General features: G+C 54.9%; 17 protein-coding genes. 2 read left to right on the forward strand and 15 right to left on the reverse strand.

The features are described from left to right. Nucleotides 1-24 precede the first annotated feature (24 nt). The 8 genes from PHU01S_RS08010 to PHU01S_RS25680 all read right to left on the reverse strand — a co-directional run bounded on the left by PHU01S_RS08010 (nt 25) and on the right by PHU01S_RS25680 (nt 8,961). Entirely contained in the window at nt 25-1,443 is a 1,419-nt protein-coding gene (locus PHU01S_RS08010; protein WP_049867900.1) for a family 43 glycosylhydrolase, read from the reverse strand. Nucleotides 1,444-1,707: 264 nt separating this feature from the next. Further along, a complete protein-coding gene (locus PHU01S_RS08015; protein WP_127507025.1) occupies nt 1,708-1,977 on the reverse strand; it encodes a hypothetical protein in 270 nt (89 codons plus the stop codon). 124 nt (nt 1,978-2,101) lie between these two features. Beyond that, nucleotides 2,102-2,398, reverse strand: a complete 297-nt coding sequence (locus tag PHU01S_RS08020; protein ID WP_373864529.1) for a DUF3886 domain-containing protein — start codon at nt 2,396-2,398, stop codon at nt 2,102-2,104. A 121-nt stretch (nt 2,399-2,519) separates the two neighbouring features. Then, nucleotides 2,520-3,401 (reverse strand): VOC family protein, encoded by an 882-nt coding sequence (locus PHU01S_RS08025; RefSeq protein WP_049867901.1) that lies wholly within the window; start codon nt 3,399-3,401, stop codon nt 2,520-2,522. A 131-nt stretch (nt 3,402-3,532) separates the two neighbouring features. Next, complete coding sequence (gene kimA, locus PHU01S_RS08030) at nt 3,533-5,350, reverse strand: potassium transporter KimA (RefSeq protein ID WP_048744283.1); 1,818 nt, start codon at nt 5,348-5,350, stop codon at nt 3,533-3,535. 326 nt (nt 5,351-5,676) lie between these two features. Next, entirely contained in the window at nt 5,677-5,988 is a 312-nt protein-coding gene (locus PHU01S_RS08035; RefSeq protein ID WP_127507027.1) for a hypothetical protein, read from the reverse strand. After that, a complete protein-coding gene (gene helD / locus PHU01S_RS08040; RefSeq protein WP_127507029.1) occupies nt 5,985-8,402 on the reverse strand; it encodes an RNA polymerase recycling motor HelD in 2,418 nt (805 codons plus the stop codon). The genes PHU01S_RS08035 and helD overlap by 4 nt, the downstream gene beginning before the upstream one ends. Nucleotides 8,403-8,811: 409 nt before the next feature. Then, nucleotides 8,812-8,961 carry a hypothetical protein gene (locus PHU01S_RS25680; protein WP_164763017.1) on the reverse strand — a complete coding sequence of 50 codons (150 nt, stop codon included), beginning with the start codon at nt 8,959-8,961 and terminating at the stop codon, nt 8,812-8,814. 67 nt (nt 8,962-9,028) lie between these two features. Here PHU01S_RS25680 and PHU01S_RS08045 point away from each other — a divergent pair, with 67 nt between their 5' ends. Continuing rightward, on the forward strand, nt 9,029-10,462 hold the full coding sequence (locus PHU01S_RS08045) for a SpoVR family protein (protein ID WP_049867903.1): 1,434 nt from the start codon (nt 9,029-9,031) through the stop codon (nt 10,460-10,462). Between the two features lie 112 nt (nt 10,463-10,574). Here the strand turns inward: PHU01S_RS08045 and PHU01S_RS25685 are convergent, their stop codons facing one another. Beyond that, nucleotides 10,575-10,739, reverse strand: coding sequence for a hypothetical protein (locus tag PHU01S_RS25685; RefSeq protein ID WP_164763018.1), 165 nt, complete (start codon nt 10,737-10,739; stop codon nt 10,575-10,577). A 229-nt stretch (nt 10,740-10,968) separates the two neighbouring features. Here PHU01S_RS25685 and PHU01S_RS08050 point away from each other — a divergent pair, with 229 nt between their 5' ends. Further along, nucleotides 10,969-11,592, forward strand: a complete 624-nt coding sequence (locus PHU01S_RS08050) for an FMN-dependent NADH-azoreductase (protein WP_049867904.1) — start codon at nt 10,969-10,971, stop codon at nt 11,590-11,592. A gap of 222 nt (nt 11,593-11,814) precedes the next feature. Here PHU01S_RS08050 and PHU01S_RS08055 read toward each other — a convergent pair whose 3' ends face one another. From PHU01S_RS08055 to PHU01S_RS25690, 6 genes are all read right to left on the reverse strand, one after another. Then, nucleotides 11,815-12,483, reverse strand: coding sequence for a hypothetical protein (locus PHU01S_RS08055; RefSeq protein WP_049867905.1), 669 nt, complete (start codon nt 12,481-12,483; stop codon nt 11,815-11,817). A gap of 86 nt (nt 12,484-12,569) precedes the next feature. Beyond that, the gene (locus PHU01S_RS08060) at nt 12,570-12,905 is read right to left on the reverse strand and encodes an alpha-helical endospore appendage domain-containing protein (protein WP_048744837.1); all 336 of its coding nucleotides are present in this window, start codon (nt 12,903-12,905) and stop codon (nt 12,570-12,572) included. Continuing rightward, complete coding sequence (locus tag PHU01S_RS08065) at nt 12,871-13,380, reverse strand: hypothetical protein (protein WP_127507031.1); 510 nt, start codon at nt 13,378-13,380, stop codon at nt 12,871-12,873. The genes PHU01S_RS08060 and PHU01S_RS08065 overlap by 35 nt, the downstream gene beginning before the upstream one ends. 396 nt (nt 13,381-13,776) lie before the next feature. Further along, nucleotides 13,777-14,577, reverse strand: a complete 801-nt coding sequence (locus PHU01S_RS08070; RefSeq protein ID WP_048744835.1) for a phosphotransferase family protein — start codon at nt 14,575-14,577, stop codon at nt 13,777-13,779. A gap of 2 nt (nt 14,578-14,579) precedes the next feature. Next, the gene (locus PHU01S_RS08075) at nt 14,580-15,074 is read right to left on the reverse strand and encodes a DEAD/DEAH box helicase family protein (RefSeq protein ID WP_049867907.1); all 495 of its coding nucleotides are present in this window, start codon (nt 15,072-15,074) and stop codon (nt 14,580-14,582) included. Nucleotides 15,075-15,089: 15 nt separating this feature from the next. Further along, nucleotides 15,090-15,530 (reverse strand): DUF5412 family protein, encoded by a 441-nt coding sequence (locus PHU01S_RS25690; RefSeq protein WP_164763020.1) that lies wholly within the window; start codon nt 15,528-15,530, stop codon nt 15,090-15,092. Between the last annotated feature and the right edge of the window lie 406 nt (nt 15,531-15,936).

Consider the following 15,936-nt stretch of genomic DNA (forward strand, 5'->3'; position numbering starts at 1 on the left):
AGGAACAATGGACATATTTACAGGTCACCCGGCGGGAAAGATGTCCATGCAGTCGATCTCGGCGTAATTGCTGGAGCCGGTGAAGCGGATTGTGTTCGTGCCGGCGTTCAGGTACACCTTGGCCGTCGATGCTCCCCAGTTGTTCCAGCCGGAGTAGGCCACGTAGAAGCTGGACGCCGCGCCGCCGTTGACGGACAGCGAGTGGATCGCCCAAGGCTGTCCGCTCGTGCCGTTGCCGTTGCGGACGGCAAGCACGTACCAGCCCGCCGAAGGGGCGGAGACGGTGAACTGGGCGTAGCTGCTCGTCGTATCGAGATAGCCGACCTTCTTGCCGCCCGAAGCGCTGGCTTCGTTCGCCACGGCCGCTCCGCCTGCCAGCAGAGCGCTCTCGGCTTCGTAGCGGTCCCGGCCCGGTTCGCCGGCAGGCTTGGCGATCGGAGCGTTCGGATTGACCGGCGCGCCGAGATTCGGCGTATTGTCGGCGTTCCAGCCGAACGGCTGGGTGCGGACATTGCGGGTCCAGCCGGAGCCCTGCCATCTGGCGGCATGGTAGACGAGCCAGTCCTGCGTGCCGTCAGGCGACTTGGTGAAGCTGTGATGGCCGGGGCCGTAGACGCCGTTCGCGCTGGCGAACAGAGGCGCGCTCTTTTTCGTCCAGGAAGCGGCGTTGAGCAGGTTCGCGGATGTGCCCGCCGTCACCAGGCCGAGGCAGTAGCCGTCCGTCCAGCTGCCGCTGGCCGAGTAGACGAGGCTGATCGTGCTTCCCCTGACGATGACCTGCGGACCTTCATTGACCTGCGGCGTCGTATTCGTTTCCCAGCTGTAGGTTGGAGTCGCGATTCGCGTCCGTGCGGAAGAGATCGTCCACGGATTGCTCATCTGGGCGATGTACAGATGCTGCTTGTCGTTGACCGTGCCTTCCCAGCCCGACCAGATGAAATAGCGGCTCGCCCCGACCGTCAGCACCGTTCCGTCGATCGCCCAGCGGTCGGACGCATCGGCGATCTTGCCCTTGAACGTCCAGCCCCCCGCAAGCGGATTTGCGTTCGCGTTCTCCAGCACGTACATGCGATGGTTCTCGTTGCTGCCGTTGTCGGCGGCGAAATAGACGTACCATTTGCCGTCGAGGTAGTGCAGCTCCGGCGCCCAGATGTTGGAGCTGTACATCGTGCCCGCCGGCGGCGTCCAGACGACCGCGCTGTCGCCGGCGTCGATGCCGGTGATCGTCTTGGAGCGCCACAGCGTGATGTTGTTGCCGGTCGTCTGGGTGTAGTAGTAATAGCCGTCCGTATGCTTGTACATCCACGGATCGGCTCCGTCCTGCTTGATGACGTTGAAGAAGTTCGAGACCGGAGCGGCCTCCGCCTTGCCGCTGCCCATAGGGAGCGCCAAAGCCAGGGTCAAGCTGAAGGCGAGCAGAAGCAGGGACCATCTTTTGAACATGATGTATTCCTCCTTTGTCTGTCTGCGGCTTCTGCCGCAGCGCCTCCATTTTATGGGGATTGCGGGTGCGCTCCCATGACATTTCTTTTGGAGTTGTGGTCCTTTGGCTAGGAGGGGCGGCATCGTTCTCGAACGAAACCCGAGGAATGCAAAAAAGCGGCAGCCAGGAAATCCTGACTGCCGCTTGGCGATTATGGGTACCGATGCTTTCTTGCTCCAAACAATCCGCTTGCCGCCGATTGCCGCTCCATTTCAAGGCCGGTGTCAAGCCGGCTGGAGATTCTCTTCTCCCTTGAGGGAGAACGCGGAGGCTGCGACAGCCTCGGCAAGCTCCGCAGCCAGACGGCGGCGCTTGCGCTCGAACTGCTTCAGATGCAGGACGGCCATCTCGTCCTCGGGGTTGCGCTTCAGATAGAATCGCATTTCATATAATGTATGGTCAAGCTCCATCAGCTCCTCCTGAAGAACCGCAGGATCGGCGAGGGCGGGCTGGAAGGCTTCGCGTTCATGGCATAGGCTTGGTTCGGTCATCATGTCGGTCAAATCCTCCTGCTTGGGGTTGCGGTATTCGCGGGCTGCGGCGGGCTCTGCCTTGCAGAACCGCCGTCCGCTTCCTTTATTACCACCCAAGCGCATCCTCAAACCGGACGAGACCTTCTTACTTGAATTTCTTCCAATCCATGCTGCTGTTGTCGAGCAGATACTCCATGCTGCTCTCGTTGCGCTTCTGCTCGGCCTTGCGGGCTTCCTCCGCCCGGCGGCGCTCCTCCTCGCGGGCGCGCTCCTGCTCGGCCTTCATGCCGTCGGCCTGGGACTTCAGCCGCTGGACCATATCCGCCGGCAGCAGATCCTTGAGCGTCGCCGGCTTGGCCGCTTCCGCTCCCGGCTCTGGACGGCGGGCAGGCGCATGCTTCTTCTTCGCCATTTCCGGATGCTCCCCTTTCACTTGCGTCATGGCTGAATTATAGCACAAAGCCGGCGACGGCTCCGCCTGGAAGTCTCATAGAGGAAGGATGGGAACTGGAAGCGCGCGCCTCCCCTAGACAAGCACGCCTTGCTTGCCGTGCAGCCTGGCCTCATGCCTGCTTCGCGGCGCTCGCCAGGCGCAGCCGGATTCCCGAAGGATCGGTCACTTCGCCGCCTTCCGGCACGTCCCTGACCTCGGCTCCGCCGTCGCGGAGCCTGTCCATGGCGGCCGCAAGCGATTCGGCATCCGGATAGAGAATCGTGGCGTAGGCAAGCCCGACTCCCCGCTCGGGCGCAGGCGGCGCTCCTTTGCCCGCCCAGATGTTCAGCCCGATATGATGATGATAACCGCCCGCCGAGACGAAAAGCGCCCCCATCGACTGCCAGCCGTCCGCGATCAGGTCGAAGCCGAGCAGGCCGCAATAGAAGTCGTAGGCTGCTTGCAGGTCGGATACATGGAAGTGGACGTGGCCGATGACCGTGCCGGCCGGCAGTCCTTGCCACTCCTGTCCTTCCGCCAGCTGCAGCAGGCCCTCGACGTCGACAGGATCGGTGCCCATAAGGACATGGCCTTCGGCGTCATGCTTCCACTCGCTGCGCGGCCGGTCGCGGTAGATCTCGATGCCGTTGCCGTCGGGATCGTCAAGGTACAACGCTTCGCTCACCCAGTGGTCGCCTTGTCCGACAGGCAGCCTGGCTTCCGCCAAACGGCGCAGGACAAGGCCGAGCGACAAGCGGTCCGGAACGAGAATAGCGAAATGGTACAGGCCGGCGGTGCGTCCCGCCGCCGGGACGGCATCCGGGCGTTCCTCGAGCAGCAGCAAAGGCTCCGGGCCGCCGGCTGTCAGCCAGACGCCCTCCTCGTCCCTGCGCAAAACTTGAAAGCCGATGATATCGGTATAAAACCGGACGGAACGATCGATTTCTTTGACTTTCAGCTTCACAAGACCGATCGACACGCCGGGATGGATGGACAGATGCGGTTGAGTCATCCTCTATTCCCCCTTGAATAAGTAACTTATTAAAAGTAAGTATAATGCCGGGAACAAAAAAATTCAAGCGGGCGGTCCATGTAGGATCCGCCCGCTTTCGTCTTGCTATTCATGCAGCCTGTTCATCCATCCTAATGCCGCAGATGGTATGGCACCGTGGCGATGACGATATCCTTGTTGCTGAACAGGTAGGCCCGCAGCAGAAGCCCCGTCTGGTTGTGCAGGATATGCTGCCACCAGTGCTTCGTGATGAACTGCGGAATGAGAATCGTAATATGATCCTGCTCGCCCGTTTTCCATTCCACCGTGTCGATGAACTTCAGGATCGGCCTCGTGATGCTCCGGTAGCTCGAGCGCAGCGTGATGAGACGGACGCCGGGGTTCCAGTCCTCCCATTTCTTCTCCATGCGCGCGATGTCTTCTTCGTTGAAGCCGACATAAACGGCGACGACGTTGTCGGTGAGCGACTTGGCGTAACCGAGCGAGTTGGCGACGACTCGCGTAATGCCCGCCACCGGCACGACGACCGTGCTGCCCTTGATGACCGGCTTGTCGACTTCCGGGTTGATCCGCAGCTCGGCGGCCACCTTGGTGTAGTGCCTATGGATGCGATGGAAGAGGAACATGACGATCGGGAGGAACACGAATACCATCCAGACATGCGCGAACTTCGTGAAGATGAAGATCAGCGTAATGCCGAGCGTCGTCAGCATGCCGATCGTATTGATGGTCAATTTGCCGATCCAGCCTTTCGGCTTCAGCTTGATCCAGCGGATCATCATCCCGAGCTGCGACAGCGTGAACGGGATGAACACGCCGACCGCATAGAGCGGAATCAGATTCTCGGTGTCGCCCCCGAACACCACGACGAGGATGATGGAGAATACGGCCAGGAAGATGATGCCGTTGGAGAAGCCGAGCCGGTCGCCGCGCACCATGAAGGCATGCGGCATGTATTTGTCCTTGGCCAGCATGAACGCGAGCAGCGGGAAGGCCGAGTAGGCTGTGTTGGCGGCCAGGAACAGGATCAGCGCCGTAACGCCCTGGATGAAGTAATACAGGATGCCCCGCCCGAACGTGCCGGCGGCAATCTGCGATACGACCGTCTCGCTCGCTTTCGGCGTGATTCCGTACCAATAGGCCAGCAGGCTGATGCCGAGAAACATCGAGCCGAGAATGACGCCCATCATGACCAGGGTGGACGCGGCATTTTTTTCGGCCGGCTGCTTGAAATTCGGAATCGCGTTGGATACGGCTTCCACGCCCGTCAGCGCGGAGCAGCCCGAGCTGAACGCCTTCAGCAGCAGGAACAGGCTGATGTTGCTGACCGTCGCGCCGATTTCCGGAATATCCGGGTGGGCGCCGCCGAAAGCGTATTTGACAACGCCTGAAAGGATGAGCACGAAGATGGAGACGACGAACAGGTAGATCGGCACGGCAAGCACCGAAGCGGATTCCGTCACGCCCCTCAGGTTCATGATCGTCAGCAGGACGATGACGATGATGGAGATTAGGATCCGGCTGTCATGCAGGGAAGGAAAGGCCGACGTGATGGCGTCGGTTCCCGCGGAAGCGCTGACCGCTACTGTCAGGATATAGTCGATGAGAAGCGAGCCGCCGGCCAGCAGGCCGGTCGTCGTGCCGATATTGTCCTTGGCGACGACATAAGCCCCGCCCCCCATAGGGTAGGAATAGATCGTTTGGCGGTAAGACAGGATGAGGATGAGAAGAAGTCCGAGCACAGCAAGGGAAATGGGAATGGAGTACCATACGGCGGCGAAGCCGGCCGCCATAAGGGCGATGAGAATCTGTTCCGTCCCGTAGGCGACAGAAGACAAGGCGTCCGAGGAAAGGACGGCCAGCGCCTTCAATTTGGTTAGCTTCTCGCCCTCAAGCTCTCTGCTCTTCATAGGGCGCCCGATCAGAAGGCGTTTCATGCGGTTGACCATGATTCTTTTTGCTCCTTTGCGCATCGTGCGCAGCGTGAATAATTACTTTGCCCCAGCTGGAGAAACATGATGTATCGTACACCCGAAGCCAACTTCTGTAAACGGGATTCTTCCCGGAGCGTATGCTGCTTGAAGGACGAAAAATCTTGCCTCCGCCCTCGGCTTCCAAAGCAAATTTACCCTGGCTGCTTTAATGCCGAACCATTTAGACCAAAAACATCGCGAAATAAAATACTCATGGAAATTGAACTTCTCCAAAAAGCTCTGATGTATTTCTGGCCGGCGCTTTCCAGGAGCTGCAAACGCAGACAAAGACGCATGCTCATTTAATGGAGGAGCGCAAAGAAACGGATGGAGATGATGATGAAATTATATCCTTCCAGGCTGGACAATAGTCCCTTGCGCTTCTGTCGAGCAAGTTGTTCAATGGTGAAGCAAGATCGGAAGGCTCTGACTGGCTTCTGTGCAAACGGGCAAAAAAACAGCACAAAAAAGCCTTGGCCGCTAAAGGCCAAGGCTATCTGCTGCGAGCGAATCGGTGCCGATCCGCGCGGTCCATGCTTCATCAGCTTCGGGTCCGTATGATCGGCTTCAAAATTTCCGACTTCTTCCGGCCTCTTTTGGTTCCGATCCGTCAATAGGGCGCTGTCTCGTACAAATCCGCCGGCATTCCCTGCACGAACGGCGACCAATCGCCCGTCGAGTAAAGATGAAGCCGGTGCATGGCCCGCGTGCATGCCGTATACAGAAGCTTGCGTTCGCTGTCCCGGCCGTAAGCCTCGGACGAGGCCTCATAGACCAGCACGGCATCGAATTCGACACCCTTGGCGAGATACACGGGAAGGACCATTACGCCTTTTTCGAAGTCCGGCGTCTCCTTCGTAATGAGCCGGAGAGCTTCGCCGCCATGAGCCCGCAGCGAGGCAATAGCCTCCCGGCTTTCGGCTGCCGTCTTCGCTATGACAGCGATGGATTCGAAGCCCTCGCCCTTGAGCTCCGCGATGTCTGCCAGCAGCCGGGCGTCACGCATCTCGACGCTGTCCAGCCTCGTCAGAAGGGGCTTGCGGCCTCCCCTTTCAAACGATTCGATTTCTTCCCCGCCGGGAAGCATCGATTTTGTCCATTCCACAATCTGCCTCGTTGAACGATAGCTGCGCACAAGACGGACAAGGCTCGTGTCGGCTTCTCCAAAAAGACGGAGCAGAGGCGAATCGGATGCGTCCAAGCTTGTCGCCTGAACGAAGATCGCTTGCCCGAAGTCGCCGAGCACGGTCATTCTGGCGCGCGGAAACAGCTTTTTCAGATACTCGTATTGAAACATCGAATAGTCCTGGCCCTCATCAACGAAGACATGCCGGATCTCCGTATTCGTCCGCACCCCTTCGATCAGTTCTCTCAGATACAAGTACGGCGTCGCATCCTCGTGGAGCAGCTCGTTCCGGAGCAGCGCTTCCTTCGTTTGCCTGCATATCTCGGGCCACAGCGGGGGGACTGCCGCCCCGTTTGTCCGCTCCCGATAAGCGGCTTCGTCGGCAAACAATTGACCGTAAATGCCTTCGGCATCAATAAACATGAATCTTCTCACGCTTTTCCTCAGCGGCTTGAAGAGTTCCTTTACGATGCTGCGGCGGAGCAGCTCCTCCTCCCTCTGGGCGAAGTCAAAGTCGCTTTCATCTTCCCTGCGCTTCTGGATGATTTTCTCGCGGACTGCGGCGTAATGCTCCGCAAGGTCGAACAGCTCCCTTTCTTTATGAAGCATCCCGAAAACTTCCGCGTACTGATCGGTATCGAGATAATCCAGCTCCTCCTGAACCCAAGCCGCTTTCCGTTCCTTGCGTTCCAGCAAAGCCAGCTCGTGCAGAAGCCATTCCTGCAGCAATACGACCCGATTGAACAAAGGCAGGGAACGGTCATAGCCGTAAAATTCCGCTTCCATCCGCTCCGCGGCAATCAGATCGCGGTCCCGAAGCCGAATTCCGTTGAATCGCATGCCTTCCTGTCCCAACCAGGCTCCATAGCTCCGCAGCGCCTGCAGGAAAGGCTCGGAAGCTTTGTATTCGATCCCCTGAAGACGAGCCTCATGCCCCGGCGCTCCATGAGCGGTCAGCACATATTCGATTTGGTCAAAGGGATCCTCCGGACGGAGCGATGGACCTAGCCAATAGTCGAGATACTCCTGAAAAGTCGTCTGCTGCATGTTCTCTTCACCGAGCTCCGGAAGAACCGTGGAGATATAGCTGGCAAACATCGGATTGGGGGAGAAGAGAACGATCTGGTCGGCCTTGATCGTCTGGCGGTGCTTGTAGAGCAAGTACGCCACCCGCTGCAGGGCCGCGGAAGTTTTGCCGCTTCCAGCCGCCCCCTGGACGATCAGCATCCGGCTTTTGTCATTGCGGATAATCGCATTTTGCTCCTTCTGGATCGTGGCTACGATGCTCTTCATTTGCGAGTCCGCGCCTTTGCCCAGCACCCGCTGGAGCAGCTCGTCTCCAATCGTTTCACTCGCGTCGAACATGTTGCGGATGTGCCCGTCATGAATTTGAAACTGCCTTTTGAGCTCCATCATCCCTTCGATGGGTCCAGCGGGCGTAACATAAGAAGCCGGGCCGGGGGAATGGTCGTAATATAGGCTCGCGATCGGCGTCCGCCAGTCATAGATCAGAAAGCTCAAGCCGTCCTCGTCGACAAAGGAAGAAACGCCGATATAGATCTGCTCGGAGAGTCCCAGCCCTTCCTCCTTGAAATCGATGCGTCCGAAATAGGGCGAAGGAAGCAGACGTTTCATGCTTTTCCACTGCTGCGCCAGCAGCTTGTGGCCGCGCTCCCGTTCGGCCAATACCGCGGACTGCTGGTTGATCGTATGGAACGTCTCTTCAAAATCTTCGTCCGTGCTCGTGTTGATCGTCACATCTTCCCAAAACCGCTTGCGGATGTCCGCAGCTTGGCCGTGCAATCCGGCAACCTCCGGCTCCAGTTCGTTTATTCTCGCCTGCAGCTTGTTCCGGACCTGCTCCAACCGCTCCTGTTCCTGCTTCCAATCCTCCGCTTCCATCTCTCCCTCAACACACTCCTCGTCTTCCTTTTTCTGGGGCAAAAAAAGAGCCTTGACAAAATCAGAGTTCCAGATGTAGAATTAGATTAGGAAAAGAATATTTGCACCCACAATTTCATTAAATTTAATTCCGCTATAGATTTTATCATAGCGCTTTTTTGCGTTCAATATGTTTTTTTGCTTGTGTTTCTAGCAAAGGTGGACGCGGACTCGGACCGCCGGGCCGTTCCGATAAACGTCTTCGATTTCCCGGCACATCGCAAGGACCAGATAAGTTGTTCGAGCCTAAACCGTGCTGCAATGAATTGTCATGCAACTGAAATGTCCTCTTCAGCTTTTTTTAAGAAAGCGGTTTTATAATAAGGACATGACCCCCCTTTGAATATAGCAGCACCTTGGACCCCTGGCTTTATGCCGGAGGGTCATTTTTTTTGGGCATGGCCCGCTCCCTCTCGGGATAAAGGAAGTTACCTACGCCGGCCTCTCCGGCTCCTATTTCCTGCATGGCTTCATGGAAGAAATCCGGAGAGCCGTCCATGCTCTCCATATCGCCGCTCATAGTCCCGTCCACCGGAGCATACAGTGGGTATGAACCTTACTTATCTCGGCACGGAGGGATTGAGCTTATGACTCAGGACGACATCCGCCAGCTGGAGCGGGCGATCGACGAGATTACGGAAATCGCCGCAGGCTTCGGCCTGGACTTCTATCCGATGCGGTATGAAATCTGCCCGGCAGACATCATCTATACGTTCGGCGCTTACGGCATGCCGACGCGCTTCAGCCATTGGAGCTTCGGCAAGACGTTCAACAAAATGAAGCTGCAGTACGATCTCGGCCTCAGCAAAATCTACGAGCTCGTCATCAATTCGAACCCCTGCTACGCCTTCCTGCTCGATGGCAACTCGCTCATCCAGAACAAGCTCATCGTCGCCCATGTGCTCGCCCACTGCGACTTTTTCAAGAACAACGCCCGCTTCTCCGGCACCAACCGGGACATGGTCGAGAGCATGTCCGCGACGGCCGAGCGGGTCGGCCAGTACGAGATGCTCTACGGAACGGAGACCGTCGAGCGTTTTATCGACTCCGTGCTCGCGATTCAAGAGCATATCGATCCGACTCTTGTGAAGCCCCGCCAGCTCGACAAGTCGAAGCGAGACGAATACCTGCGCAGGGAAGCCGAGAACGCGGAGGAGCGGCCGCCTGGAGAGTACGACGACCTGTGGCGGCTGGAGGAGGTCTCGTTGGAAGAAGAGGCGGGACCGCCGGAGCCGCCGAAGTTCCCCCTTCGTCCCGAGAAGGACCTCGTCTGGTTCATTGAGGAGCATTCGGCCCATCTCGCCGACTGGCAGCGGGACATCATGAGCATGCTGCGCGAGGAAATGCTCTATTTCTGGCCGCAGATGGAAACCAAGATCATGAACGAGGGCTGGGCTTCCTACTGGCATCAGCGGATTATCCGCGAGATGGACCTCGACAGCGAGGAGACGATCGAGTTCGCCAAGCTGAACGCCTCCGTCGTCGTGCCGGGCCGCGGCAGCCTGAACCCATATTACCTGGGGCTGAAAATATTCGAGGATATCGAGAAGCGCTGGGAGGACCCGACGGAGGAAGACCAGCGCCGCTTCGGCTACAAGCCCGGAAGGGGCAGGGAAAAAATATTCGAGGTCCGGGAGCTGGACTCCGACACCTCCTTCCTCCGCAATTACTTGACCAAAAAACTGGTCGACGATCTCGACCTGTACATTTTCGAGAAGAAGGGCCCCGAATGGAAAATCACCGACAAGGCGTGGAAAAACATCCGCGAGCAGCTCGTCTACTCCCGCGTCAACGGCGGATTTCCCGTCATCGAGGTGCATAACGGCGATTTCAACCGGGCAGGCGAGCTGTACCTGGTCCACCATTATGAAGGCGTGGAGCTGGACCTGAAGTATGTGGAACGCACGCTCCCCCATGTCGTCGCCCTCTGGGGCAAATCCGTGCATCTGGAGACAGTCGTCGAGGACAAGAAAATCGTCTTCAGCTGCGACGGGAAGAAGACGAGCCGGAAGTTTATTTGAACGTTAATTTGTTTTGATGAAACGGTATAGAAACCATGGAAACAGCCGGCTCCTATTGGGGCCGGCTGTTGCTGCGGCATCGCAAGGATGCCGTCTCTGATGGAATTGTACGTCACGGGCGGCGCTTCAAGTAGGAGAATGCAAGCAGCCAAAAGATGCATCCGAGCAGGATCTGGATTCCGCTCTCCTGAACATGCATGCCATTTCCGCTGAGCAGGATGCCGGTGAAGAAGCCCAACATCATGGCAATGAGAATTTCAAGCCCTTTAGACGCCATATAGAACCACCTTTTTAATGAAATGTGGATGCGAAGGTAGTATCTGTTTCCTTTATTTACCCATAGAGTAAGGTTTCCAACAAAGTCCTGGCATGTATCTAGAGCGGATGAGGAAACCTAAAAAGGCAGGATTTCACTTCCGTTTGTTTAGTTGCATTATTTTCGTTATCGATGTATACTGTCACTATTGCAAATACATTTTAAAGACACAAGGAGAGACCTTTCCATCATGGCATCCATTCTTTTTGTTAAAGCGAACGACCGTCCGGCTGATCAAGCGATCAGCGTCCAAATGTACAATACGTTCCTCGAATCCTATAAAGCCGCTCACCCGAACGACACGGTAACCGAGCTGGACCTGTACGAGGAAGTGCTTCCTTTCTACGGCAACACGGCCATGACCGGCATGTTCAAGGCTGGACAAGGCATCGACACGACTCCTGAGGAGCAGGCAGCTGTCGAGCTCGTCACGAAATACGTCAACCAATTCCTCGAAGCCGACAAAGTCGTGATCACCGTTCCGCTCTGGAACTTCACCGCTCCGGCTCCGCTGATCAACTATGTCGCTTACCTGGCGCAAGCAGGCAAGACGTTCCGCTACACGGCTGAAGGTCCTGTAGGCCTCGCAACCGGCAAAAAAGTCGCTCTGCTGAGCGCTCGCGGCGGCGTATACTCCACGGCCCCTATGGCAGACTTCGAATCGGCTCTCCGTCCTCTCAAAGGCGCATTCGGCCTGTTCGGCGTACAAGCCCAGGAAATCGTCATCGAAGGCCACAACCAATTCCGTGACCGCGCTGCCGACATCGTCAGCGAAGGTCTGGATAAAGTCAAAGCCGAAGCCGCTGCTTTCTAAGAGCTCTTCATGACAAAAGCCCCTTTCCGGATAGCCGGGAAGGGGCTTTACGTTTGTTCAATCCTGTTGGCCAAAGCTCGACTATCGAGCCAACAGGAGAGGGAATGCCCTGCTCCGCTTGCTTGGTCTTTCCTGTCCATGCGAGATTGTCTCCTTGCCTGTATCATTGAATTTAACGGCCATAATGGACATGTAAATGGGTTCATGCATGAAAAGCGTCCGTCATTTATAAAAAATGGACGGCTTGGTGCGCGAGTTGTTCATTTCCTTGTTCCCGCTGCCCGTCCTGTCTTCCCGGTCAGACAGGGATGAATGCTGGCGGAACAGAAGCGTCGTGCTCAGAACAAAGCTTCTCATCTTATGAATGTAGGAAAAAGCTTCCGATGAGGAAGCTGAATGTCTGAGCAGTATTTGATGGCAGAGAGTAATAACCGAGGATAGCGGCACAAGCCATCCCGGTTGAACGCTGCTTATCCGCTTGGATGTCTCTGGACCCGCGCACAAGGAAGCATAGCGGAATCGAATGCTGTCATAGCTTTCCAGCAGATCCCATGCTGTGCTTAAAAGCTGCGTCAACAAGACGTTCGGGCACAGTTCTTTATGATTATTTTCGACCGTATAGATTTTATTTGATTTTAAGTGCTTATTCAACAGGTTCAGGAATTCCGTGATGGCTTGGTGAAAGATATCCATGGACTCCAAAAGAATGGCGTCAATTTCGCCGCTCTTGAAGGAGAAGGTATCCGAAATCATGGTTAGACGATCCCATACGAGCCTTTGCGACATTTTTCCGTATGTCAGCGTCTTCGCCATCGATTTCAGCGTCATTAAATCATCCTGATCCATCGTTTTGCTGGATGCTCGAATTCGAAACAACACCAGCTTGGACAACGACAGTTCTTCCCTGGCTATCCAGGTGACTATGGCAGACCATTCCGAACTTGTGGATGAATGAAGAGTCATACACCTACCTCACCTTACTCTTCGTGAATCTCGTCGTGATACTCGTCCTGATATTCGTCTTGGAACGAGGATTTCTCGAGCTTGATCACATCCTCCAGCTTGAACTGCAGGAGCATCTGGTTTTTGATAATGATGCGCATCATGCGCTCCACGCTTTCATTGACTTCCATCAAATCCTTCGAGCTGCTCTCTTCCGCATGAATGACCTTTTGCAGTTTTTCACCTTCGGCGTTGATGATGTTGGACAAGCCCATCTCTTCCAATGCGATCGAAGACAAAAGAAGATTCAGTACATCATGTCGCTTGAGCTGAATATCAGGCCTGATATTCGGGACATTGGGCATGCTCATGAGGATCACTCCTATTTGGGCTAGTATCCATCCGCTTGTCATCGCACAACGAGACTTTAAATCGATCGCTTATCTCTTGCAGCTGCGTCCTTAAATCGAAATGAGCGCGGATGGTTTCTCTGCTCATCTTGATTCCCATTTGAAAGATGACTTCCGCCGCTGATTGCCGATCTGCAGCTGCATTCATGTAAACAAGCTCATCCAGCAGCCTTCCTATTTCCGGCTGAACAAGAAGCGTCAGCTGAGCAGAATGCTGTTCAACGTTTTCAGGCGGGGAAACAGCCGGTTCCTGGAGTGGATTTCGTTTAGACATCTTCAAAGAGGAGGAAGGCTTGAAAGTGCTTATTTGGCTCTGGATCTCCCGACTCTCCGCTTCAACCGCTTTGAGCAAATTCGGCATTAAAGAACCGTGGAATTTTGCCCTTAAGCGCTTCGCGTTGGCAAGAACCTGTTTTTGATCCATCGACAACGCCATCACTTCTTCCTGAATTGATCTCTATAGAAGATATGCCAAGCTATGCCATTACATACAACTCTTTTTTATCGACATAAAGGGACAAACAAGAGCTTGCAACAACCCCGCTTACACCTCCTATCAGCTGCACATCCCAAGATACGAGTAAGGTTTGGACTTTATTCCAACTTTGCAAACCCGTGTTTCTCTCCAGCCGATGGCAAGAAAAAGCTGTCGAATAACAAAATCGAACGTACAAAGCCTTGCGTCTGCAAGCGGATTGGCCGCTTGTCGGAATTGGCGCATGAAGGATGACCCTCATTCCTTGCCCGCCGGCAGAATCCTCGTTCAGCCATGAATTCAGAAGAAGATGGATTTGAGAGAAGCAGCTGCGAGGATGATTGCTCTCCAGGCCGCTCACTCATTTTTTAAAATCTCTCTTAAACAATGAACAATCTCGTTCCGCTCTAGGTTCTGGACTTCGCCGATTCGAGCCGCCAGCGCGGGAGCCATCCACTCATCGACAGCCTTCCATCCCATGCCGGACAACAGCATGTATTCTTTCCTATACTCATCATGAAACAGCTTCCGCAGCACTCTTTCCAGCAGCCAGTCCGGAGTATCTCGCGGGACGGCATGCGAACGCAGCATCATGGAGGTTCTGGCGACATCCGCCGCTTCATTCCCCACCATTGCATTTATCCAATCAATAACAACCGGCCCATTCGGAGAAAGAATAATGTTGCCAGGATGAAAATCGTAATGGCATAATTTCTTGCCCTCGGGCAGGCTTTTCACCTTTGAGAGCACGGCTTGTTTTTCCGCTTCATTCAGAACCGCTGCCGATTGAATTTGATGAGACAGCTCCCTTTTAAGGCTGGGGTCAAATGGAACCTCGGCTTGGTGAATGTCGAACTGAAGCTGCGCCATCATTCTGGCATAGTGGACAACGCTTGATTCCGTCCTCTCAATCCGACTCAGCATCGTAGGACCGTCTATCCGTTCATAAATCAAACAGGTCTTGCCTTCAATCTCGACTAATCCACCGAAAGCCGGCGTTTTCAGACCTAGGGATTGAACGGCTTCCGCATTCCGCGCTTCTTTTTTAGCCTCATGCTCGGAATGCTCGCGTTGATGAAGGATTTTGACGACTTCCGTGCGCCCCCAGCGATAAACATCGGCCGTGTTTCCTCTTCCAAGCAGCTCTCCGATTTTCATCTCTATATTCCTCCTTTCAATAAGCAGCTGTTAATCGTCCTTGTATCGAATCGATGCTCTTCTGCCGAACGGAGAAGATTTTGTTTTGATTGCTCAAGATTCCGTTTTGTCGGCTTCTGTTTAAGACGAAACGGGGTCGAATTGCGTGCCAGCCTCTCCTCCAGGTCGGCTTCGAGCTCCACAAAGTAAACCTCCGCACCCTTCGACTCGAAAATCCCGCAGATTTCGTTCACGAACTTCCAATCCTCCTGCAGATCGAACCCCCACACATACGTGAAAATGAGCCCATACTGATCGCTGCCGGAGAACGATTCAAAGATTTCGCGCCGCAGCAAATCTGAAATCCTCCAGGTTTCGAAACCGAAACCGAAGAAAGGATGCAGAATCTCGATGGACATATGATTGTGAAACAGCTTCAATTCGGTTATCTTCGCCAGCTCATGCCCGATGGTCATTTTCCCGACGGCCTGCGGGCCGAATATGAGAATGAACTTCATGATGTTTCCTCCCTCTCAGGATTTGTTGTACAGGATACGGATTCCTCTATATCGATCTTTTCTTTTCAAAGCATCGCTCGCATCGCCGGTTACGGCAACGGAACTGTGGCCTGTCCATTCCGCTTGGAACGCTTTCGTTGAAATAAACACATTCCCCGAACGATTTGATTCTAATCCTTGCTTAAGGATCGACAGCTGATAGCTGTACCCCGTTGTCGCTCCGCAATCCCGTTGGAATACGACCAGCTCCAAGCTGCCATTCGGCTGGAAAGCTCGATGGACAATTTCATTCGAGCACATACCGGACATCAGACTTCCCCCTAGATAGTAAAGCCAGTAAACGGCAATGCCAACTAGGACTGCGAAACTAAAGAAACCGATCCCTGCAGCTCGCTTGATGGTTCGTCTTCGTTGAAGCCGGACTTCCTGATCGGAAGGCCAATCGGAAAGGTTCATCCGTGATTTCCTATCCAAGCTTTTCACTTTCCTTCCCGATCACATCTCTGGCTCGCGGACTAGGCAGTCGCGTCTCCGGCTGGCAGGCTGAGAAGATCCATTTCGGCTGTCGCTCCTATCGAGCGGATGGACCGATCCCTCCTCTTCGTTTCCATCCCAACTATACCATTCCCGTAAAATAACGGTAATGACTTCATAAGGCTTCTTCTCCACATCTCTCCATTTTTCTGCCCTTTTGCATGGATTCCGGGACTTTGCATGCATGTCCATATTCCCTTTCCTTACGTTCGCAAGACGACCGATTTTCCTATTGACAGCGATGCCAAACATTTCTTATGATGACTGGGCCAACCTTAATTTGAGGGCTATGCTTTTTAAACCAGATGGTTTAAGACAACCCCGGTTA

Origin of the sequence: Paenibacillus humicus NBRC 102415, from assembly GCF_004000905.1 — a bacterium.
GTDB lineage: Bacteria > Bacillota > Bacilli > Paenibacillales > Paenibacillaceae > Paenibacillus_O > Paenibacillus_O humicus.